Below are 22,538 nucleotides of genomic sequence, written 5' to 3'. Positions count from 1 at the left end.
GTGTAGCCAGGGGCGTCAGCCCCTGGTTAGCAGCGTCGTCAAGAGTTTGAGCCCCGGAGGGGCGACACTATTCTTTGCGGACATCGGGACCTCTGCCGCCCCTCACGGGGCTGAGAGTCTCTTGTTGCCACGGATACCAGGGGCTTGCGCCCCTGGCTACATCACTCGGCCCCTCCGGGGCCAATGCGACTCGCTTCGCGCCGATACGCTTCCGCCAACAACTCCACCGGATGGCACGCCCGTACATGGGCCAGCCGCGGGTCGCGGCGCATGCCGTTCTCGATCTGCATCAAGCACCCTGGGTTGCCGCTCGCGAGCACCGACGCCCCGGTCGCGGCGATATGTTCCAGCTTGCGACCGAGCAGCTTCGCCGATTGCTCCGGCTGCGTGATGCTATAGACCCCCGCGCTGCCGCAGCACCAATCGGACTCCGCCAGCGGCACGAGATCGACGCCTGGCAGCAACTTCAACAGCGCGAGCGGCTGCGCGGCAATCTTTTGCCCATGCAGCAAGTGGCAAGAAGCGTCGTATGTCACTCTGACGCCACCCGCAGCACTTTGCGGCGCGCGACACCCAATCTCCACCAACCACTCGCTCACATCCCGAACCTTGCGATCCCAAGCGACCGCCCGCGCGTGATACTGCGAATCGTGATGCAACAGCTCCGCATACTTTTTCAAATGCGAGCCGCAGCCGCCCGCGTTGCTAATGATCGCATCGAACTTCTCGACGTCGTACAGATCAAGATTCTTCCGCGCGAGATCACGAGCCAATTCCAACTCGCCGTTGTGGGCGTGCAGCGAACCGCAGCAATACTGTAGCCGCGGCGTCACCACTTCGCAGCCGTTCGCCAGCAGCACGTCGGCCGTGGCGCGATTAATGGGGCTGAACAACAAATCTTGCACGCAGCCCGTGAGGAGCGCCACGCGATACTTGGCCGGGGCGGCCGGCATTTCAATCCGCTTGATGCGGGCGTTCGAGAAGGGCGCCACCACCGTCGGCGTCGCCGCTTCCATCACTCGCAATTGTTGCGGCAGGAGCTTCATCACGCCGAGCTTCCGCAGCGCCGACTGCACGCCCAGCTTTTGGTAGAGCCACAGCGAACGGCCCACCGCTCGCATTAGCCGCGGATGCCGGAACAACACCGAGAGATTCGCCCAGCGAAACAGCCGCCGCGCGGGCCCGCCGATGACGCCGCGCCGTTCCACCTCGCCGCGGGCATTCTCCAGCAGCGTGCCGTAGTCGACCCCGGCCGGGCACGCCGTCGTGCACGCCAGGCAGCCAAGGCAGTACGACATCTCCTCGGCAAACGTCTCGGTGACGTCGAGTCGCCCATCGGCTACCTCGCGCATCAACCGAATCCGCCCTCGCGGGCTGCTCCGCTCGAACTTCGTCTCGTCATACGTCGGACACGTCGGCAAGCACATGCCGCAATGCATGCATTGCTGCAGCACGGAGTAGTCGAGCGATTTGAGGAGGTTCAGTTCGGACAAGGTTTAGGTCGCTTCAGAAATGCGATTGAACCACGACGGCACGACGATCATGACGGAAATACAAGTCGGATTGATCGTTGCCAACTCCGTTCTTCTCGTCGTGTCCGTTGTGTCGTCGTGGTGAGTCTTCTTATTCAAATATCTTGCCGGGATTGAGCAGCCCGTCGGGGTCGAGCGCGCCTTTCACCAGCTTCAACAACTGATAACTGTTGTCGCCCAGTTGTTGCTTCAAGTACGGCTTCTTCGCCAGCCCCACGCCATGTTCGCCGGTGATCGTGCCGCCGACGGCGAGCGTGCGGTCGACGATCTCGGCCAGCGACAGCTCGACGCGGTGCATCTCGTCGGCGTTCCGTTCGTCGGTGAGGTACGTCGGGTGCAGGTTGCCGTCGCCCATGTGGCCGAAGGTGCCGATCTGCAGCCCATGCTTCGCGGCCGACGCGGCGATGAACGCCACCATCCCCGCAAGTTCGCTTCGCGGCACGGTGACGTCTTCGAGAATCGTCGTCGGCCGTACGCGAGCGAGGGCCGAAAACGCCGCCCGCCGCGCGGAAAGCAACTTGTTCGCTTCCGCGTCGTCGGCTGCGGTGCGCACCGAAATCGCGCCGCAGGCCGAGGCGATCGCCGCCATCGCCGCCGCTTCTTCGGCGACGACGTGCGGATGGCCGTCGGTCTCCATAATCAGCACCGCCGCCGCTTCGGTCGGCAAGCCGACATGAGCGAAGTCCTCAACGCAGCGAATCGTCTGCTGATCGAGAAACTCGAGCGTGCACGGAATGATCTTCGCCGCGATGATGTTGGAAACCGTTTCGCCTGCCGCTTCGAGCGTCGTGTACGACGCGAGCATCGTCTTGCGAGCTTGCGGCAGCGGCACGAGCTTCAGCAGCACCCGCGTGACGATGCCGAGCGTTCCCTCGGAGCCGACGAACAAGTCACGCAGGTTGTATCCCGCGACGTCTTTGACGCACTTGTTGCCCAGCCACACAACCTCGCCGCTGGCGAGCACCGCTTCGAGGCCCATCACATAGTCGCGGGTGACGCCGTACTTCAGGCCGCGCAGGCCGCCCGAATTTTCCGCGACGTTGCCGCCGATCGTCGAAATCTTCCGCGACCCCGGATCAGGCGGATAGAACAGCCCATGCTTGCCGGCCGTCTCGTCGATCGTCTGCGTGATGCAGCCCGCCTCGACTTCGATCGTGAGGTTTCGCGGATCGAGTTCGATGATCCGGTCCATCCGATTGAGGCAGACGACCAGCGCCCCCTCCATCGGCACGCTGCCGCCGCTCAGACCGGTGCCCGAACCGCGCGTCACGATCGGCGCCCGATGCCGCCGCGCCGTCTGCACGCAGAACGCCACCTCGGCCGTCGTCAGCGGAAAAACGACGCACGCAGGGTTCTGCCGCAACGCCGCGGTGCCGTCGTAGGCGTAAACCGCCAGATCCTCGGCCGCCGTCAGCACCCGATCGACGCCGAGTTCCTGGGCAAGTTCCTCGGCAAGCGAAACGACCGTCTGCGACATGGGGGCTAGTTCAATGGCGGTGAGCGAACGACAAACCGCCAGTATAAACAAACACCCCCGCCGTTTTCAGGCGGCTCGCTGCGTTTTCACTCGCCGTAGAGCAGAAACTTTTGGCGACGCTTCCCGAATTCTTTCAGATCGTCCGCGAACAGTGCCTCCAACTCCGCCCGATCGGCCCCGGCGACGATCGCCTGGTAAACCTCGTCGTTGATCAGCAGCCGGTCGGCCGCCTTCACCTGCCAGTCGAGCGGGTAGAGCCGCCGCAGCGTCGCGGCCAGCTCCAGCCCCACGGCCACGGCGTTAAACTCCGCCTGATTGGTAATCGCCACGTTCACGCCGCCGCACTTCTGCTCTTTGAACTTGCTGTCGCTGGGCGTGAACTCGATCGGCGTGAACCGCACGCCCGGCAGGCCGGCGCCGTTCAGTTCCGCGGCCAGTTTTTGCCCATCGATCCACGGGGCCCCGATCAGTTCGAATGGCGTATCCGTCCCGCGACCGACCGACACGTTAGTGGTCTCCCACACGCCCATGCCGGGGTAGAGGATCGCCTCGGTCAGGCTCCGCATGTTCGGCGATTGGTTGACCCACGTCAGGCCGGTCGCGTCCCAGTAGTCGCCGCGGCGCCAGTTCTCGGCCTTGATCACTTCGAGATCGACCTCGATCTCGCGTTCCGCGCGGTACATCGTCGCCAACTCGCCGACCGTCAGGCCATGCCGCAGCGGCACCGTGTGGCAGCCGACGAACGACTCGCGGCCGCCATCGGCCAGCGGACCTTCCATCGCGACGCCGCCGATCGGATTCGGCCGATCGAGCACCACGTACTTTAGTCCATGCTCGCCCGCCGCTTCCATCGCCCAGGTCATCGTCGATTCGTAGGTGTAAAACCGGCAGCCAATGTCCTGAATATCGAACACAATCGTGTCGATCCCCTTCAGCTGCTCAGCCGTCGGCTTGCGGGTCTCGCCGTAGAGGCTATGAATCTTCAGCCCCGTCGCTTCGTCGCGGGCGTCGGTGATGCCATCGTGATCGAGCTTCCCCGCAATGCCATGCTCGGGGCTGAAGATCGCCACCAGCTTCACGCCCGGGGCGTTCGCCAGCAGGTCGATCGTGCGGCGACCGTCGCGATCGAGGCCGGTGTGATTGGTGATCAGGCCCACCTTGCGGCCGGCGAGTTGCTTGAACCCGTCGCGAGCGAGCACATCGATGCCCGTCAGCACTTGCGGCCGCTTGGCCTTTGAGACCTTGGTGGCTTCAACGGCATGCAGCGCCGGCCGCACGTCGCCAGCGCCTTCCGCCTTCTCTTCCACCGCAGTCTTCGCTGCCACGGCCACGCTCGTCGGATTCGGTCCGTCAATCGCCGCCGCCGCTACCGAGCCAATCCGCCCCGCGAGTGGATTCACCAACCCATCGCCCTTTGGATGGACGCGGTTTGACAAGAAGATCACGAACAAATCGAGTTCCGGATCGATCCACATCGCCGTGCCCGTGAACCCGCCATGACCCACGGCGCGGCTGCTGAGCAGCTCGCCGCGATTGGTCGAGTAGGCGCTCTTGTTGTCCCAGCCGAGCGCCCGCGAGTTGCCCGCCACGTCGCGCGGCCGCAACATCTCGGCCAGCGTTGCCCGGCTCATCACGAACGGCGGAACCGCGTGAGCGGCGGACTTGCCGTCGTCACCGCGAGCCAACTCTTGCGACGATTTGTTCGAGGCCCCCCGCAAAAACGCATCGCAGTAAATCGCCAGATCCGCCGCCGTCGAGAACAGCCCCGCATGCCCGGCGACGCCGTTCAGCAAGTACGCCCGCGGATCGTGCACTTCGCCCCGCATCCACTCGTCGTCGCGCTTTTCGGTCGTCGCGGCCCGCTGCGACAACTCCTTCGACGGCGTGTAGCCCGAGTCCTTCATGCCCAGCGGCTTGAAGATGTTCTCCGCCGCAAACTCCGCGACATTCTTGCCGCTCGCCCGCTCGACGATCTTGCCGAGCGTCAGAAAGCCAACGTCGGAGTAAATAAACTGCTTACCAGGGCGATCGGTCGGCAGGGCGAACAACCGCTCCCACGCCTTCTCCTCGCCATCCTCGTAATCGCTCAGCGCGTTGTCGGGAATCAACCCGCCGCGGTGGACGAGCAAATCCTCGACGGTGATGTTCTCTTTGCCGTTCTGAGCAAATTCCGGGATATATTCCGCCACTGGATTACGCAGCCGCACCTTGCCTTGCTCGACGAGAATCATCACGCTCGTCGCGGTCGCGATCGGCTTGGTGAGCGACGCCATGTCGAACACCGTGTCGACGGTCATCTCTTCCTGCGAGGGTTCGACACGACGATCGCCGTACGCCTTCAAGAAACCAATCCCCCCCGTGCGGCCAATCGCCACGACGCAGCCCGGCAACCGCTTCGCTTCGATCTCTTCTTTGACGAGTGCATCGATCCGATCAAGCTGCGCCTGGTTCAGCCCAAGCGACGCCGCCGGCACGACCGGAATCTCCGCCTGGGCGGCATCCACGGCCAACAGCAGGCTCAACGCGCAGGCCCCAATCAAAGAAAGCGTGTATCTCATCGTTGCGATCCTAATTTCAGAGGAAATCAGTTTTTCTTAAACGTGTTTCGCCCCAAGCGGCGTCTTACTTAGCATCCAGCCCGACGCAAACGTCGCGGCTGAACCAATCGTCGCGTACCACGGCCACCAGATGACCGGCATGTCGGTAAACCTCGGCAAGAACGTCACTAAGGAAATCACAATCAACCCGCACAAGAACCCGCCCAACGCCGGCTTCTCCGAAACGTTCGGCGCCAACACGCCGATCAAATAGAGCCCTAACATCGGTCCGCTCGTGAAGGCTGCAATCGTCAGCACTTCGTTGACTATGCTCTGGCTCGCACTCATCCGGTAAGCAACCACCGCGATGCCGATCTGCAGCAGGCCAAACGCCAAGGTCGACCACTTCGCCCACCGCATTTGCGTTTCGCGGGTAAGCGTGTTGCCCGACAGCGGCAGCACAATATCGCTCACCAGCGCCGTCGACAGCGAGTTGAGCGAACTGGAGAACGCCGCCGCGAACACCGCCGCCAGCGTCAGCCCGATGATGCCCGGATCGAGATGGTTGATAATGAAGTGAGCGACGACGCGATCGTTACCGGTCGAGCCGAACGAAACTTCCGTCTGGCTGTAAAACGCCGCCAAGCCAACGCCGATCAGCAGGAACAATGCGAACTGAAAACAAACGATAAACCCACTCGCCGCTAAGGCCCAACCGGCCGTCCGTTGGCTCTTCGCCGCAAGCAGGCGTTGGACTGTCAATTGGTCGGTGCCGTGCGTCGCCGCGGTCAAGAACATGCCGCCGATGAGGCCGCCCCAGAAAGTATTCGTCGCGGTCAGCGAAGGCGTAAAATCGAACACTCGCAACTTGTCATTCTCGACCGCATAGCTCCAGTATTCTTCCACCCCGCCCGGAAGCAACGCGAAGATTTTGTACAAAATCACCCCGGCGCCGAGGATGTAGATCGCAAATTGGACGCAGTCGTTCCAAACGACCGATTTGACGCCCCCTAGATAGGTGTAGGCGATCGTCACCGCCCCGACCGCCCAAATGCAGAGTTGCATTTCGAGGTCCATCGCCTCTTTCAGGACCAAGGCGGCCAGATAGAGCCGCAGCGCATCGGCGATATTCCGCGTCACCAGGAATAGCAGCGAGGTAATTCGCCGCGAAGACTTCCCAAATCGCCGTTCCAGCACTTCGTAGGCGGTAAATGGCTCGCCGCGGAAATAAATCGGCAGCAGTAACCAAACGACGATCAACCGGCCGACGATATATCCAAAGGTGATCTGTAAAAACCGTAAATCACCGCCAGCAGCGAAGGCCATGCCGGGGATACTGAGAAACGTGACCGCACTCGTCTCGGTCGAAACAATCGACAACAGCACGGCCCAACCGGGCATCGAGCGGCCGCCGAGAAAGTAGTCGACGGTCGTCTTTTGACCGAGCCCGACCCAAATCCCTAGCGCTAGCATCGCCAGGAGATAAATCGCCACAATCGCCGCGTCGAAACCTGAGATCGGGAGTTCCCAGAACGACGACGACTCGGCGAATACTAGCATGGGCCTGCAAATCCCACAGCGTGGCGGGAAATTCAATACTTGGGTGGGAAATGGGCTGGTTGTAACAAAGAGCCGCCCGGCGCATTCTTACTTTTACGCAACCAGTTCGCGCTAGACTCACAGTATAACTGCCACCCCCCAAACGCAGGACAGACCAGCGCAGATTTTACTCTGTTTCGCGCACCGAATCTGTCTTACGTCCGAGACCGTTACTAGAATCGAAGCATGCTCGAACATCTGACCACCGAAGCGCGGAACCCCGCGTCTGAACACCTCGACAGCCTGACTCCCCTGGAGTTGGTTCGCCTGATCAACGAGGAGGATGCCAAGTGCACCGAAGCGGTCGCTGATGAGGCCGAGCATATCGCGAAAGCAATCGAGGTGATCGCACACCGTCTCTCCCACGGGGGACGGTTGATCTACATCGGGGCCGGAACTTCGGGGCGCCTCGGTTTGCTGGATGCTGCGGAATGTCCGCCCACCTTCCGTTCGGATCCGTCGCAGGTCGTCGGCATCATCGCCGGCGGCCCGTCGGCCATGCTGAAGGCCGTCGAAGGAGCTGAAGATTCGACGACGTTGGCTGCTGAAGATCTCCAAAAGCTCAATCTCAGCAACAGCGACGTCCTGGTCGGCATCGCCACCAGCGGCCGCACGCCCTACGTCATCGGCGGCATGGACTACGCTCGCAGCGTCGGCGCCTACACCATTGGCCTCGCCTGCAACCGCGAATCGCTGCTCAAGTCGCGGGCCGACATCAGCATTATCCCCGTCGTCGGGCCCGAAGTCCTCAGCGGGTCCACCCGCATGAAGGCCGGCACCGCCACCAAGATGGTGCTGAATATGCTCACCACCGGCGCCATGGTGCAGATGGGCAAAACGTACGGCAACCTGATGGTCGACATGAACGCGAGCAACGTGAAATTGCTCGAACGGGCCAAGCGGATTGTCTCGGCACTCACGGAACTCGCTTCTGAGGAAGCCGCCAAGCTTCTCGCCGCCTGCCAGGGCGAAGTGAAGACCGCGATCACTTCCCACCGCCTCGGCGTCACCGCCGAAGAGGCCCGCGTCATCCTCCACGCCACCAACGGCCACCTGCGCGCCGCCCTCGAATCGATGGGCCGCCTCAACGGCCACGCCGCGAACGGCCACACGACCGTCAACGGTCACGCCAGCAACGGTCATTCGTCGAACGGCAGCCACTAGCCCCGGGCTCCGCCCGGGGGTGGTTCTCCATTCCGGCGCGGTTAATCCCGCGCACTCGGTGCGTATGTTCAAGGTCGTACCAGAGCAACTTCTGCCAACATGAAAATGTTCTGGCTCCCTCCCCCTTGAGGGGAGGGCTGGGGAGGGGGGGAACGCTGGTACCCGCTTCAATCACCCCTCCCTAACCCTCCCCCTCAAGGGGAGGGGACCTCAGGGTTGAGCTTGTTTGGTGCTTTGTTTTGAGCGAGCCACATTGCCCTTAACAGCCGTAGCACCACGCCTCCTCGCGGTTCACAATAAACCGAGCGCTTACTCGCCCCCAATTCCCGCTTAGCTCGCCTTCCTCGATGCCAACTCCGCCCACCTCAACCGACGCCCCTCTCGCCATCGGCGTCGACGGCGGCGGCACGAAAACCGAAGTCTGGCTCGCGCAACTCGACGGCGCCACTCCGCCCGCCATCCTCGGCCGCGGCTTGGCAGCCTCCTCCAATCCCCGCGCCGTCGGCATGGAAACCGCCCTCGCCAATCTCGGCGAAGCGATCAACCTCGCCTGGGCCGACGCCAAGCAGCCCAAGCGTGCCGTCCGCGTCGCCGTTCTCGCGATGTCGGGCGCCGGCCACGCCGCCGTTCGCGAAGAGATCGGCGCGTGGGCCCGCACGCAAGGCATCGCCGACGAAATCCGCTTCGAGCACGACGCCGAACCAGTTCTCGCCGAGGGAACGCCCGCAGGGCAGGGGATCGCGCTGATCGTCGGCACCGGTTCGGCCGCCATCGGCGCCGACGTCCAAGGCAAGAAGCACGTCGTCGGCGGGTGGGGCTACCACTACGGCGACGAAGGGAGCGCCTACTGGATCGGCCGCGAGGCGCTCGTTGAAGTCGCCCGCTCCGCCGACGGCCGCAGCGCTCCGACGATGCTCGTCGCGCTGCTGATGGCGAAGCTCGAAGTCGACGAACCCCGCTCGATCCTTGGCGCTCTGGAGAAGACCGGCAACGTCCGCGGTGCGATCGCCCGCCTGGCGGTTGTCGTCGAGCAAGCGGCCCGCGAAGGGGACGTCGCCGCGCTCCGCATCGTCCGCGAAGGCGCACGCGAACTCGCCCTGATGACGGCGACCCTCGCGACGCGACTCGAACTCGGCCCCAAGTTCCCGCTCGCCCTCGCCGGCGGCGTCATCTGCGGCAGCGACCTGCTCTACAACGAACTCCTCGCCGCCCTGGCCCAACGCGACATCGCGCCCGACCCCGTGAAGCGCGTCCCCAACCCCGTCGCCGGCTGCCTGCGTTTAGCGCAACGCTATCTCTAGCCCCGAGCTCCGCCCGGGAGGCGCCGCGTGCGCTATCTAAAAGAGTGCGATCTGTCTGTGTCCCGCGGTAGTAACTCAAGTGAGGCGCCGAAGCGCCTACACTTCGTCAGCCCCGCAGGGGCGGCATGATGTGGCCAGGGGCGTTAGCCCCTGGTTTGGAACGCCGCGATGATCAAGAGCCCCGTGAGGGGCGACAGAGTTCCCGATCGCTGTGACGAGCAATGTCGCCCCTCACGCGGCTGGTCAAAATATTCCACCCAGCGACCAGGGGCTTGCGCCCCTGGCTACATGACTTGGCCCCTCCGGGGCCAGTGCCGTCAACGACTCACGCCGCAGCTGAGGCAAATTCGTACGAAGTGCTGGGCTATTGTCCGTCGTCCCGCTGGGACGCGACCAATCAAGGCAGGTGGCAGAAAATCGGTAGCTGCAATCCGCCACGCGATCCGCTACCGTGAACCATGCGACTGATTCCGCCCGCAACGCGCGGCGGATGCGCCATCGCCGCGCATCCGCCACCGCGTTACGAGTCCCAATCGCTCCCACTCCTTGAAAATTCAATCACACGCCAGCTGCGCTTTTTCAAGCGACCGCTGACGTCATTTTTCACTGCCGGGCAAAAGCGGCGACCACGTCCATGTCGCCTCTCGTGTCGTGTCGCATGCGACACAACATTCGCCGGCATCATCGCAACCTGTTCTCAACCAAACACATGCGGCGAAAGCTTAGTGTCGCCTAAAATGCACTTCGCCGATCTGGCCCGTCGGACTGGTCGCTTTAGCGACCAGTCACCACGCTCCGCTGGCGTCGCCTCAAAGAAAGGAAGCCCACCGAACCCGGTCCGATGGGCTCCCAAATTCGTAAGCCGTTAGGCCAATCGCATTACCGAGTCGCGGTGTCGCCTTCCTCGGCATAGGCCTTCGAAGCATCGGCCCAGCGATCTTCGCCCGTGAAGAAACGAGTCGTTTCTTCGGCGGCGAGGTTCACTTCGAGTTCCTGGCAGACGACTTCCGCGCGGAACTTGTGAGTACCCGACTTGGTCGCCTTCGCATGGATCTTGAAGATCGTCTCGCTGCCCGGGGCGACGTTGTCGAGCGTCCGGAACGACACTCGGCCGTCGGCGATCGTGTGCTGACCACCTTCGACGTGCGAAGGTTCGACCCCTTCGGAGAACATCGCGACAACGTTCACCCCCTTCGCGGCGGTGAGGCCGTTGTTCTTGATGTGGACTTCGTAGACGGCCATCTCGCCGACGGGTACGACCCCTTGCGGATCGGTCACTTCGAGTTTGAGATCAGCCAGACCTTCGACGTTCACCGGCGCCGACTTCGCGTCCCGCAGGTCGCCCGCAGCCGTCGCCGCGGTCAGTTCCAGCTTGTTGACGCCCGGTTGCGACATACGGCATTGGACTTCCATGAACCGTTCTTCGCCCGGGTTGAGCGAGGTGCCGCTCCAGACGACCTTTTGGCCTGCTTCGTCCCACGCATGACCTTCGCTCGCTTCGACCAACTCGGCGCCAGCCGGCAGGTTCAGCTCGACCGATACCTGCTCGGCAACGGCCGTACCCGGGTTGCGAACGCGAAGGTAGTACGTAGCGACCGACCCGGCGAAGTTCTTCTCCGGACCACGCCAATCGACTTGCAGTTCCGCCTTCCGGCAGAGGACGGCCTTCGAGGTTTCGGTGTGCAGATCGCCGAGTGCCGAAGCAGCGGCCAGGATCTTCAGTTCGCCCGCTTCGCGAGCGGTCAGTTCGAGTTCGATCTTCTTCGTTTCACCGGCGGCGAGCGTCCCGACCTTGTGCTTCACGACGCCCGTCTTGTCGGCGCCAGGCGGGGTCAGTTCGATCGTCACCTCTTCGGCCGAGCCGTTGCCCGGGTTGCTCAGCGTCAGAGCGTACCGCTGCGACTTGCCGAACATCACCTCGGCCGGGCCACTGATTTCCATCTGCAGCTTCGGCTCTTGGATCTCGACGACCGCCTGGCCGCCGACCGGAGCATGGTTCCACTGGACGCCGAGTTGCATCTCGCGTCCGCCGCGCGGAATCACTTGCATGGTGAGCGTCTGCTTGGCGCCAGCCGGCAGTTCGTACAGTTGCCACTTAATCTCATTCGACGGCTGTTGGCCTTCAACGATCGGAGCCCGTTCGACGACGCCGTTCGAAGCCGAGGTGTCGACCAGTTCAGCCCCAGCCGGAGCGGCAATCGTGCCGGTCACTTCGCGAGCGGCGACGTTCCCCTTGTTCTCGACGACGACGCGGTATTCAGCCGGACGGCCAACGACGATCCGCTGCGGACCTTCGATGAAGGACGAGATTGACGGTTGTTGCGAGGTGAACAGCACGCCGTTCGCCGGAGCTTCGGCGGCGACGCTGTTCGAACGCATGCTGTTGTTCGATTTGGGGGCGACCACTGGAGCAGCGACCGGAGCGGCCGGCGTCGGCGCGGCAGCGTACTCGTCGTCGGCGATCGGCGCCGGCGGAATCGCAGCGGGAGCCGGACGGAACGCATCGGCAATGTCACGTTTCGCCACCGACGGACGAGCGGCAGGGGTCGGCGTCGGAGCGTTCGCAGTGGTCGACGGCATCGGAGCGAGCTCGTCTTCCGCGTAGACCGTAGCCGGTTGCGGCGTCGGACGCGCGGCCGGACGACGCGGAGCTTCGGCTTGCAACGCGGCGCCGACGTCGAGCGACGCCGACTTCTTCGCCACGGGGCGAGCGGCCGGGGCCGACTCTTGCAGGTAGCTCGGCAGATCGGCGCCATCGACGGCGGTCGGAGCGGCGATCTCGGCGTCGACGTATTCCTCAACGACTTCTTCAGCTTGAGCTTCAACAGCGGAAGTCGACGGAGCCAAGTCCGACAGAGCTTCGGCCAATTCGTTGCGGCGATGGCTCGGCGTCGGCGAGCTGCGCTTCACGGCCGGAGCAGCCGGCGCGGCGGCTTGCGTCGTGGGACGAGTCGCGGTGGGACGATTCGGAGCGGCGGTCGCCGTACGCGGCGCGGCGGCCGGGGCTGAAGCGGCGGGCGCCGAAGCCGAGCCGGCCCGTTGCGGCTGACGGCGGGCGATGGAGCCCGACTCTTGCTGCAGCTCGGACGGATCGTACGGCAGCGGCGGGTTCGAACCCGAATCGCCGTAAGTGGCTTGTTCTTGTTCTTCGCCGCCATCGCCGCTGAGGCTCGGCAGCTTGAACCGCGAGAAGAAGGACGAGACGCCCGACTTCTTCGCCGTGGTTTGTTGCGGCTTGGCGCCGTTCCGCGGCGAACGCGAGTTGGTGTTCGCGACGGCCGTTTGCTGCACCATGGGATCGACGTGCATGCGGGGCGCGGCGGCGGGAGCGGCAGCCGCAGCGGGCTGCGGCACTTGCGCGTTACGTTGCACGTAACGGTTCGGCGCCGGCTGCTGTGCGAGCAAATTATCCGCGGTCAGGCTGAAAACAGCCGCGGCAATGATCAATCCACGCATCATGATGGCATCCCTGCACGATTCAACGACGGTACGCCCTCCCCTAATGCAGAGTGATCGGCAATGCGCGTTGCGAGAAATGAATCGATCCCGAAAAGAATTCCGGTAAAATCGACTGCGTGGTTTGCAGGCTGTGCGTGGTCTGTTCACCACGAAGCCGCGAAGGAGGTCACGAAGAGGAGGAAAGGAAGTAAGAAAAAGCTGAGCAATGAACGTGCTAGCAACTGCGCGAGCGGCTAGCCTTTCACTTACTCACGAATCCCTTCGTGCTTTCTAGTCTTCGTGGTTAAGCATTCGCCGCAGCGCGAGCCGTCTCGGCTTCCACCGAAGTGGTCACCTCAAAACCCATATCGCGGAGCATCGCGTAGTCCGACTCCGGCAGCTGGCCCTTCGTCGTGAGGTAGTCGCCGACGAAAACCGAGTTCGCCGCGTAGAGGCCCAGCGGCTGCAAGCTACGCAGGTGCATCTCGCGACCGCCGGCGATCCGCAGTTCGCGGTCGGGGTTCACCAGCCGGAACATTGCTAGCACCTTGAGGCAGTAGTTCGGCGTCAGTTCCGTCGGGCCGGCGAGCGGCGTTCCTTCGATCGGGTTGAAGAAGTTGACCGGGATCGACTCGACGCCGAGGTCGCGCAGCTCGATTGCCATCGAGACGACGTCGCGCGGCTGCTCGCCCATGCCGACGATGCCGCCGCTGCACAGTTCCATGCCAGCAGTGCGCACGGCCTTCAGCGTGTCGACGCGATCCTGGTAGGTGTGCGTCGAGCAGATGTTGCCGTATTGCTCGGCGCTCGTGTTGAGGTTGTGGTTTACCTTGTTGACGCCGCACGCCGCGAGGCGATCGGCCTGATCGGGGGTGAGCAGCCCCAGGCACGCGCAGATTTGCAGGCCGTACTTCTGCTTGATCTCGGGAACGATCGTCTCGATCGCCTTGATCTCGCGCTCGCTCGGGCCGCGGGCCGAGATAACGATGCAGTAGGTCTTCGCCTGCCGCTCGGCCGCCGCGGCGGCGCCCGCCATCAGCTTCTCGCGGTTCAGCAGGTTGTAGCGCGGGATCTCGGCGTCGGAGACCTTCGACTGCGAGCAGTAGCTGCAATCTTCCGGGCAAAGGCCGCTCTTGGCGTTCATCAGGAAGTAAAGCTGCACCGTCTTCCCGAAGTAATGCCGCCGCACGCGATAGGCCGCGGCCAGCAGGTCGAGCAGTTCCTCGTCGGGCGATCGCAGGATCGCCACCGCCTCTTCCGCGGTGAGCTGATAGCCGTCGAGCACGCGGTCGGCGAGTTCGTTCCAGTTGGTTGTCGAAGGGGCAACGGCAGTGGGCATATCAGGTCGATCGGGCTGAGGCGCGGCCAGGCCGGCAGGTCCGCCGGCGGGCTGATTTCGAAGGAATTTGGAACCCTTGAGTATCGCCACTCGCCGGGCCTTGGCAAGGTTTAACGGCTCTTGGGTGGGTCGAACTTGGCATGCCGGCGCCGCTGGGTAACAATTGGTGATTCCAGGACCTTCCTCGTCGAGCCTTTCCGCATGGGTTTTCACCTAGTCCGCTACGGCCTGCTGGGCCACGTTGGCAGCTTTTCAGCCGCCGACGCCGCTCGTTACCCTCGCCGCAGCCGCGTCGTGGTGCGGAGCCCCCGTGGCTTGGAGGTGGGCGAAGTGGTGGCCGAGGCCGACGATTCGCTCGGCGTCCACCAGCCCGACGGGGCGATCCTCCGCCGGATGAGCGTCCAGGACGACCTGCTCGAGGCCCGGCTGCAGCAGAAGCGGCACGAGGCGTTCGACGCCTGCCAGCGGCTGCTCACGGAGGCGGAGGTGCCCGCGGCGCTCGTCGACGTCGAGCACCTGTTCGACGGCGAGGGGCTCTTCTTCTACTTCATGGGCGACCCGCCGCAGCAGGCGGCCGACATCACCCGCCGACTGGCCGAAACGTACGAAGCGGCCGTCGAGTTCCGCCGCTTCGCCGACACGCTGAGCGAAGGTTGCGGGCCAGGCTGCGGGACCGACGAAGCCAAAGGGCAGGGCGGCTGTGCGAGCTGTACCGGCTGTGCCGTCGCCAGCGCCTGCGGGACGAAGAAGAAGCGTTCCGCTTCCTAGCCCCGGGCTCCGCCCGGGGGTCGGTTTGCGCTGCAATGCGTCTCGGCGTGGTGAGTGACCCCCGGGCGGAGCCCGGGGCTAGAGGGCTACTCGCCCGCCGCGCCGAGCGACGACAGAAACTCGCTCATCTCACCGGCGGCGTGGGCGTTGCCTTGCGTGCGGGCCGCTTCGATGCCGTCGCGCAGGTACGCACGGGCTTCGTTCACGCGATCGAGCTTCGCCAATTGTTGCGCCGCCATGAAAAACGCCGGCACATAGGGCGGCTCGTCGCGGGTGAGCTCGTTGAACTTCGCGAGGCTGGCGTCGTTGGCGCCTTCCTTCTCCAGTTCCATCGCCAGGCTATAGCGGAGGAACGTGTCGCCCGGTTCGTCGACGAGCATCGCTTCGATTTTTTCGCGGCGCGACATGCGGTAACCCTGCTTTGCTTCTAGAACTTGGCGGCGTCGGTCTTGGGGGTGATCTTGAGCAGCACGCCGGTCGACGGCGTGCCCGGCGCTTGCCGCGGGCCGATGGCCGTGACGTACATCGCGCCGTCTGGACCAAACGCGAGCGCCGTCGGCCGTTCGGCGCCGGCGATCTTTACCGCGCGGCACGTTTGCTTACCGTCCTTCTCTGCTGAATCAAGGCGGTAAACGCCGCCGAGTTTCGCATCGGCCCGCACGACGTCGACGGCGTACAAGTTATCGGTCGGGCTGTAAGCAAGTCCGGCGATGTCGTAGAGCCCCGTCTGCTGATTGAGCGCGACCTTGCCGCTGCGCGGACTGTAGAACGTGATAAGGCTGTCGCGATCGGTTTCGAAGTCGGACATCTGGCTGATCACTAGATAGTTGGCGTTCTGCTTGGGGTTCACCACCGCCCCCGTCGGGCCGGTTGTGCCGACGAGCCGCTTCGTGGCAATGAACGGCTGCAGGTCGCGGAGCTTGTTCGCTTTCAGGTCGGCCTTCAGCACCCACGCTTCGTCGTCATCGCCGTTCGAGGTGACGAACAACGCGTCGTCCGACTTGGCGAGGCCGTAGAAGTTTCCTTCGCCGGTGGTCGTCTTCTTTCCTTTGGGAATCGGGCCGACGGCGTGATCTTGCTGCTTGTACTCGAGCGCCGAGCCATCTTCCGGCAGCGAGTAGACGGTCACCAAGTCTTCGCCCTGCTCCAAGCCGGCGCCGCCGACGGCGAGCTTCTTTGGCGTGATGAATGCGAGCCCTAGCGGTCCGATGCGGTACTCGGACTCGGCCTTCTTCGCGTCGCCGTAGCTGTCGACCGGGAAGCCGGTGATGATCGGCGTCGATTCGCTCGGTTTGTCGCTGGTGACTCGCAGCACCTGCCCGGCGCCACTCTCGGAGACGTAAATCTCGTACGGCTGCCCGTCGCGAGCTTCGGGCCGCACGACGACCGCACACGGGTTGTCGAGGCCGGAGAGCAGCGTTTCGACCTGATACTGGTCCGACTCGTCGCCCGGCTCGGCATAGGGCGCCGCGGCGGCGGGATCGCTCGGCTTGGCTTCAGCCGGTTTCTCTACTTCGGCAGCGCGAAGCAGCAGCGTCTGAGCCCAGACGAAAACCCCAACCAAGACAAATCTCACGCAAAGGCGCGAAGGCGCAAAGAATACGCGGATGTTCATCCATTTCCTTTGCGCCTTCGCGCCTTTGCGTGAAATCTTCCGGCGGAAAGCCAACGCTACACGCCGATGCCGTGGCTCGTTTCGTAGGCTGTGATCTTCGCTTCGTGTTCGAGCGTGAGACCGATATCGTCCAGGCCGTTCAGCAAGCAGTGGCGGCGGAACGGCTCGACCTCGAACTTCGCCGAGAAGCCGTGACCATCGCTAAGCGTGCACGTGTTGAGATCGGCCGTCAGTTGGTAGGGTCGGTGCTTTGCCTCGCGCTGGAACAGCTCTTCGACTTGCTCTTCGCTCAGCTTGATCGGCAGCATGCCGTTCTTGAAGCAGTTGTTGTAGAAGATGTCGGCGAAGCTGGGGGCGACGACGACCAGGAAGCCGAAGTCCTCGAGCGCCCACGGAGCATGCTCGCGGCTCGAACCGCTGCCGAAGTTGCGGCGAGCCAGCAAGATGCTCGCCCCCTTGGCGTACGGCTTGTTCAGTTCGAACTCTTCGTTGACCGTGCCGTCGTCGTGCCGCATCCAGTCCCAGAACAGGAACTCGCCGAAGCCCGAGCGTTCAATCCGCTTGAGGAACTGCTTGGGGATGATTTGGTCGGTGTCGATGTTGGCGCGATCGATCGCGACAGTCGTGCCAGTGAGGGTGGTGAAGGGCTTCATGTGATTCGTTAATCAGCCTAATTGATTTGATTTACCACGACGGCACAACAGGCACGACGTGGGGAAATGATTAATGGCGAATGACGAAATCCGAATGACGAATGGAAGAGGGATGGAGGCGATTTACAGTCGCTATTCTTTCCGTCGTGCTCGTTGTGTCGTCGTGGTTCAATTCCTTTACTTCCAATCACGAACGTCGACAAAGTGCCCTGCTACCGCAGCGGCTGCGGCCATCGCGGGGCTCACAAGGTGCGTCCGGCCGCCCTTGCCTTGGCGGCCTTCGAAGTTGCGGTTGCTCGTCGAGGCACACCGCTCGCCGGGGGCGAGCTTGTCGGGGTTCATCGCGAGGCACATGCTGCAGCCGGCTTCACGCCAGTCGAAGCCCGCTTCCTTGAAGATTTTGTCGAGGCCTTCCGACTCGGCTTGCACCTTCACCTGGCCGCTGCCGGGGACGACCATTGCCTGGACGTGGCCTGAGACCTTCTTGCCCTTCGCCACTTCGGCGGCGGCGCGGAGGTCTTCGATGCGGGCGTTCGTGCACGAGCCGATGAAGACGCGGTCGAGCTTCAGATCGGTGATCGGTTCGCCGCCCGTGAGGCCCATGTATTCGAGCGACTGGGCGGTCGTCTTCTGGTCGGTCGGATCGCTGAAGTCGCCGGGACGGGGGATGTTGGCGGTGATCGCCGCGACCTGGCCGGGGTTGGTGCCCCAGGTGACTTGCGGGGCGATGTTGGCCGCCTCGAAGACAAGCGACTTGTCGTACTTGGCGCCGGGGTCGCTCGGCAGCGTCTTCCAATAAGCGACGGCCTTGTCCCACGCTTCGCCGGCCGGGGCGAAGGGGCGTCCCTTGAGGTAGTCGAACGTCGTCTGGTCGGGGGCGATCATGCCGGCGCGGGCGCCAGCCTCAATCGACATGTTGCAGATCGTCATCCGGTTTTCCATCGTGAGGCCCTTGAGGGCTTCGCCGGTGAATTCCAGGCAGTAGCCGGTGCCGCCGTCGGTGGTGAGCTGGCCGATGAGGTAGAGGACGAGGTCCTTCGCCGTGACGCCGCGGCCGAGCGTGCCATTGGTGCGAAGCTCGAGCGTCTTCGGTTTGTATTGCAGCAGCGTTTGCGTGGCGAGGACGTGCTCGACTTCGCTGGTGCCGATGCCGAAGGCGAGGGCGCCAAACGCGCCGTGCGTCGAGGTGTGGCTATCGCCGCAGACGATCGTCATGCCGGGCTGCGTGTAGCCGAGCTCCGGGCCGATAACGTGGACGATCCCCTGACGGACGTCGCCCATGTCGTAATGGGTGATGCCGAACTCTTTGCAGTTATTGCGGAGCGTGTCGATCTGCTGCTTCGAGATCGGGTCGGCGATTGGCAGGCTGCGATCGGTCGTCGGGACGTTGTGATCGGCCGTGGCGATCGTCTGCTCGGGGCGGCGGACCTTGCGGCCGGCAAGGCGGAGGCCTTCGAACGCCTGAGCGCTCGTCACCTCGTGCACCAGTTGCAGGTCGATGTACAGAATCGATTGCCGACCCTCTTCAGCGTGGACGACGTGGGCGTCCCAGATTTTCTCAAACAACGTGCGGGGTTTGGCGGCGGCGCTCATCGACTGGCCTCGATCGAATAGCTATCTAGCGGTATGGGACGCGACCCTCTGGCGGAGCCAGGGGCTAGAGTACGGTTCGGCCCCAGATGCGGGGGCGAACTCCTCATTTTAGGCGGCGCAGAGGTTCTGCGGAAGACGCCGGAAAGACACGGCAAAACAGCCGCTGGTTCAGATTGCGGCTAGTTCGACGGCCTCGGCGGCCATCGCTTTTCGCTGCGGGCAGCCGTAGTTGTTCCACCAATCGGCGGCCATCCGGGCCGTCCACTCGGTGTCGACCGGGACGCGGTCGAGGGCCTCGCGAAGTTCGGCCACCGTTTGGAATCGGTCTTCTGGCCGCTTCTCGAGCGAGCGGAGGATCACTTCTTCGAGTTCCGACGGAATCTCGCCGTTGAGATAGCGCGGCGGCTCCGGGTCTTCGCTCGCGTGGGCGATCATCACCTTCAGCGGGCTGGCGTATTCGAACGGCGCCTTGCCGGTCGCCATGAAGTACATCACGGCGCCGAGCGAGTAGATATCGCTGCGGCCGTCAACCTCTTCGCTGCCGGCTTGCTCGGGCGACATGAAGAGCGGCGATCCGGTGATCGACCCTTCCTGCGTCAGGCCCGAGTCGTTCGTGTCGGTCAGCGGCTTCGCCAGACCGAAGTCCAGCAGCTTCGATACGTCGAACACGCCACCGCGGTACGCGCAGTAGATGTTCGCCGGCTTGATGTCGCGATGGACCAAGCCGTGGCTGTGGGCTTCGGCGAGCGCATCGCAGACTTGTCGCATGAGGTACAAAATCCGCGAAGCGGGGAGCGTGCCATGCTCGCGGACCAACTCGCCCAGGTTATGCCCAGGAAGGAATTCCATCACATAGTAGAACGTGCCGTCGGGGGTGCGGCCGTAGTCGTAGATGTCGATCGAATTCCAATGCGAGAGCTTCGCCGTGGCGCGGACTTCGCGCTCGAAGCGGGCGAGCACCTGCGGATCGCCCGCCTTCTCGGGGCGAATCACTTTCACGGCGCAGGGGCGCTTCATCATTTGATGCTCGGCCAAATAAACCTCGCCCATGCCGCCGGCGCCGAGGAGTCGCTTCAGGCGGTACTGGCCGAGCTGCTTGGCGACGAACGCTTCGTGCCGCAACGTGTTGATCGTGTGGACGCCGACGATCGCAGTCATCGCCGCGAGCGCGAGCATCATCGCCTGTTCGACCGGCATGTCGTCGAAGTCGTCGGTCCGCAGCAGGGCCGCGAACTGATCGATCGTCAGATACGCGACGAGCATCACCACGAGCGGCGCGAGCGCCATGGCGCCGATGACCCAAGCGGCGCGCTTCCAGGTGTTCGGGACGAAGATCGCGTAGGTGAAGATCAACAGCAGCCATGCGGCGGTGAAGCTCGCCACGTGGGCGTGCCCTTCGTCGAGGGCCGCGCAATATTGCAACTTGTGATAGGTAAGCGTGATGAACAAGATCGACGGCGCGCCAAAGACGACCGCTTCGCCGATGCGGAGTTTCGTAAGCGAGAGATCGCACTTGGCGCAGAGCTTCCACGCGGCGAGCCCCATCAAACTGGTAACGGCCACGTGCGAGAAGAAGACCCAGCGATACTCGGCCTGCAGATGCTCGGTCATCTTCCAACGGACGAGCGACCAGAGCAGAAACGAACCAAAGCCGATGAACAGCAGCACCGCGACGGTTCGCAGGCGACGCCGCAGCAAGCTGCGCGTCTCACTGCTCATGTGAGGGGTGCTGCCCTCGACGAGCGCGACGCGGCGGCGGGCGGAGAGTTCTAATTGGGCCGTCGACGCGCCGTCCGAACTGAGCGCCGATCGGGGCGCCTCGACGGTGAGGGCGTTGGCCAAGGTGGGATTGCTATCGGCCACGGGGAGGGCTCCGCATTCTTGCGAATTCGCTGCCGGCATCCAGATGCGCCAGGCAGCCTTTTGCATCAGGCTAATATCATATTACGTCAGGACGCACGGGGGCAGGGGATTGTTCGCGCGGGGCCAATCTAGGGCAATTGGATGACTTCCTCGTAACGCTCGCCCGATTATCCGGCCGAGATGGGCGATTGCGCTATTTGGGCGGGCTAAGTTTCGGGTTCCGCTGAGGCATTTGCACCTTGGCTTCTTGCCGCCATAGGTGAAGTTGTTTCTGCATCATAGCCGTGCGCTCTGGCTCGGCCGCCGCAAGATTTTTCGTCTCCGATTCGTCGTGCGCGACGTCGTACAGCTCGGTGCGACCATCTTCGAGGAATTCGATTAGCTTCCAATCGCCGTCGCGAATCGCGGAGAAGGGGCGGCCCCCCTGATTGCCATAGTGGGGGTAGTGCCAGTAGATCGGCCCGCGGGCCGGTTGCGATTCGCCTTTGAGCAGCGGGGCGAAGCTGCGGCCGTCGACGTGTTGCTCAGGCTTTAGTTTGAGGCCCGCCATCTCGAGGATCGTCGGATAGTAGTCGGTGCTGATGACGTAGCTATCGGTCGTGGCGCCCGCCTTTGTCTTGCCGGGCCAGCGGATGATCAGTGGTACGCGGACGCCTCCTTCGTAGTACCAGCCTTTGCCGGCGCGAAGCGGCAGGTTGCTCGTCGGCGAACCCTCGGCCGTGCTAAGGCCGCCGTTGTCGGAGGTGAAGATGACGATCGTTTCATCTTCGACGCCCGCTTCTCCGAGCGCATCGAGCACGATGCCGACCGCCGTATCCATCGACTCGACCATGCCGCTATAGACGGGGTGGTTTTGCACGTGGCGGACGTCGCGCTCGCCCTCTTTGCCGAACTCCGGTTGATTGTTACCGAGCGCGTCCTTCTTCTGGCGGTACTTCTTTCGCAGCTCGGGCTTCGTGTTCAGCGGCACGTGGACGTCGAACTGCGCGAAGAAGACGAGGAACGGCTGCTCGCGGTGATCGCGAATGAAGTTGGCCGCTTCGTTCGCGAGCCGTTCGTCGAGCTGCTCGCCATCAGGACCGTCGGGGAGATCGGGATTGTTGTAGGGCGAGAAAAACTTGCGGTTCTTGTTCGTACTCGCGCGGTTGCCGCCGACGTTCGTTTGATAGCCTTGGTCTTCGGGCCAATAGCCCTTCGGACCGAGGTGCCACTTGCCGGTGTAAAAAGTCGCATAGCCCGCCGCGGCGAGCGACTCGGCGATGGTCTGTTCTTCGAGCGGCAGACGTTCGAGATAGTTCGGCGGCAGCACGGGGCGACTGACGTAACGCTCGTCATGGAGCGCCTTATCGTACGTTGGCCCGCCGAAGTAGTCGGTCGTGTGGAGGCGACCAGGGTACTTGCCCGATTGAATGCTCGCTCGCGTCGGCGAGCAAACGGGGCAGGCCGAGTAGGCGCTGGTGAAGCGCAGGCCGCTCTTGGCGAGAGCGTCGATGCGGGGCGTTTCGTAAAATGTGCTGCCGTAACAGCCGAGATCACGCTGGCCGAGGTCGTCGACGAGGATGAAGACGAAGTTCGGCGGGCGATCAGCGGCGTGGAGCGACGCCTGCTGGCTGAGGATGCCAAGGAGTGCGAGGAGTGTGAGTTTCGAGATATTCATAG

Annotated in this window: 15 protein-coding genes; 3 read left to right on the top strand and 12 right to left on the bottom strand. The window is 63.5% G+C overall.

All coding sequences use genetic code 11. The features are described 5' to 3' along the window. Window positions 1-161 precede the first annotated feature (161 nt). From PLANPX_RS21505 to PLANPX_RS21490, 4 genes are all read right to left on the bottom strand, one after another. The gene (locus tag PLANPX_RS21505; protein WP_198421791.1) at window positions 162-1,493 is read right to left on the bottom strand and encodes a (Fe-S)-binding protein; all 1,332 of its coding nucleotides are present in this window, start codon (window positions 1,491-1,493) and stop codon (window positions 162-164) included. Between the two features lie 130 nt (window positions 1,494-1,623). Continuing rightward, window positions 1,624-3,009: an FAD-binding oxidoreductase gene (locus tag PLANPX_RS21500; RefSeq protein WP_152100711.1), complete on the bottom strand. Its 1,386-nt coding sequence runs from the start codon at window positions 3,007-3,009 to the stop codon at window positions 1,624-1,626. Window positions 3,010-3,095: 86 nt separating this feature from the next. After that, window positions 3,096-5,567 carry an exo-beta-N-acetylmuramidase NamZ domain-containing protein gene (locus PLANPX_RS28170; protein ID WP_152100710.1) on the bottom strand — a complete coding sequence of 824 codons (2,472 nt, stop codon included), beginning with the start codon at window positions 5,565-5,567 and terminating at the stop codon, window positions 3,096-3,098. Window positions 5,568-5,603: 36 nt separating this feature from the next. After that, the gene (locus PLANPX_RS21490; protein WP_152100709.1) at window positions 5,604-7,106 is read right to left on the bottom strand and encodes a sodium:solute symporter; all 1,503 of its coding nucleotides are present in this window, start codon (window positions 7,104-7,106) and stop codon (window positions 5,604-5,606) included. 225 nt (window positions 7,107-7,331) lie between these two features. On the opposite strand from PLANPX_RS21490, the gene murQ reads away from it, so the two are divergent. Continuing rightward, the gene (gene murQ, locus PLANPX_RS21485) at window positions 7,332-8,309 is read left to right on the top strand and encodes an N-acetylmuramic acid 6-phosphate etherase (protein ID WP_152100708.1); all 978 of its coding nucleotides are present in this window, start codon (window positions 7,332-7,334) and stop codon (window positions 8,307-8,309) included. A 347-nt stretch (window positions 8,310-8,656) separates the two neighbouring features. Beyond that, a complete protein-coding gene (locus PLANPX_RS21480) occupies window positions 8,657-9,610 on the top strand; it encodes an N-acetylglucosamine kinase (protein ID WP_152100707.1) in 954 nt (317 codons plus the stop codon). An 879-nt stretch (window positions 9,611-10,489) separates the two neighbouring features. Here PLANPX_RS21480 and PLANPX_RS21475 read toward each other — a convergent pair. Further along, window positions 10,490-13,069 (bottom strand): CARDB domain-containing protein, encoded by a 2,580-nt coding sequence (locus PLANPX_RS21475; protein ID WP_152100706.1) that lies wholly within the window; start codon window positions 13,067-13,069, stop codon window positions 10,490-10,492. Between the two features lie 283 nt (window positions 13,070-13,352). Next, window positions 13,353-14,387: a biotin synthase BioB gene (gene bioB / locus PLANPX_RS21470; RefSeq protein ID WP_152100705.1), complete on the bottom strand. Its 1,035-nt coding sequence runs from the start codon at window positions 14,385-14,387 to the stop codon at window positions 13,353-13,355. A 201-nt stretch (window positions 14,388-14,588) separates the two neighbouring features. Here bioB and PLANPX_RS21465 point away from each other — a divergent pair, with 201 nt between their 5' ends. Beyond that, the gene (locus PLANPX_RS21465) at window positions 14,589-15,155 is read left to right on the top strand and encodes a PSP1 C-terminal domain-containing protein (protein WP_152100704.1); all 567 of its coding nucleotides are present in this window, start codon (window positions 14,589-14,591) and stop codon (window positions 15,153-15,155) included. Window positions 15,156-15,241: 86 nt separating this feature from the next. On the opposite strand, the gene PLANPX_RS21460 is transcribed toward PLANPX_RS21465, so the two are convergent. From PLANPX_RS21460 to PLANPX_RS21435, 6 genes are all read right to left on the bottom strand, one after another. Next, window positions 15,242-15,562 carry a hypothetical protein gene (locus tag PLANPX_RS21460; protein WP_152100703.1) on the bottom strand — a complete coding sequence of 107 codons (321 nt, stop codon included), beginning with the start codon at window positions 15,560-15,562 and terminating at the stop codon, window positions 15,242-15,244. A 20-nt stretch (window positions 15,563-15,582) separates the two neighbouring features. Then, window positions 15,583-16,731 (bottom strand): hypothetical protein, encoded by a 1,149-nt coding sequence (locus PLANPX_RS21455; RefSeq protein ID WP_152100702.1) that lies wholly within the window; start codon window positions 16,729-16,731, stop codon window positions 15,583-15,585. A 95-nt stretch (window positions 16,732-16,826) separates the two neighbouring features. Next, a complete protein-coding gene (leuD, locus tag PLANPX_RS21450) occupies window positions 16,827-17,423 on the bottom strand; it encodes a 3-isopropylmalate dehydratase small subunit (RefSeq protein WP_152100701.1) in 597 nt (198 codons plus the stop codon). A 177-nt stretch (window positions 17,424-17,600) separates the two neighbouring features. Further along, window positions 17,601-19,016: a 3-isopropylmalate dehydratase large subunit gene (leuC, locus tag PLANPX_RS21445; RefSeq protein ID WP_152100700.1), complete on the bottom strand. Its 1,416-nt coding sequence runs from the start codon at window positions 19,014-19,016 to the stop codon at window positions 17,601-17,603. A 168-nt stretch (window positions 19,017-19,184) separates the two neighbouring features. Then, window positions 19,185-20,945: a serine/threonine-protein kinase gene (locus tag PLANPX_RS21440; RefSeq protein ID WP_152100699.1), complete on the bottom strand. Its 1,761-nt coding sequence runs from the start codon at window positions 20,943-20,945 to the stop codon at window positions 19,185-19,187. A 127-nt stretch (window positions 20,946-21,072) separates the two neighbouring features. Then, window positions 21,073-22,536 carry a sulfatase gene (locus PLANPX_RS21435; RefSeq protein WP_152100698.1) on the bottom strand — a complete coding sequence of 488 codons (1,464 nt, stop codon included), beginning with the start codon at window positions 22,534-22,536 and terminating at the stop codon, window positions 21,073-21,075. Window positions 22,537-22,538 lie beyond the last annotated feature (2 nt).

The sequence above is a fragment of the Lacipirellula parvula genome, from assembly GCF_009177095.1.
Taxonomy (GTDB): Bacteria; Planctomycetota; Planctomycetia; order Pirellulales; family Lacipirellulaceae; genus Lacipirellula; species Lacipirellula parvula.
Note: the sequence above shows the minus strand (reverse complement) of the source record. Positions and strands in the feature narration are given on the sequence as shown.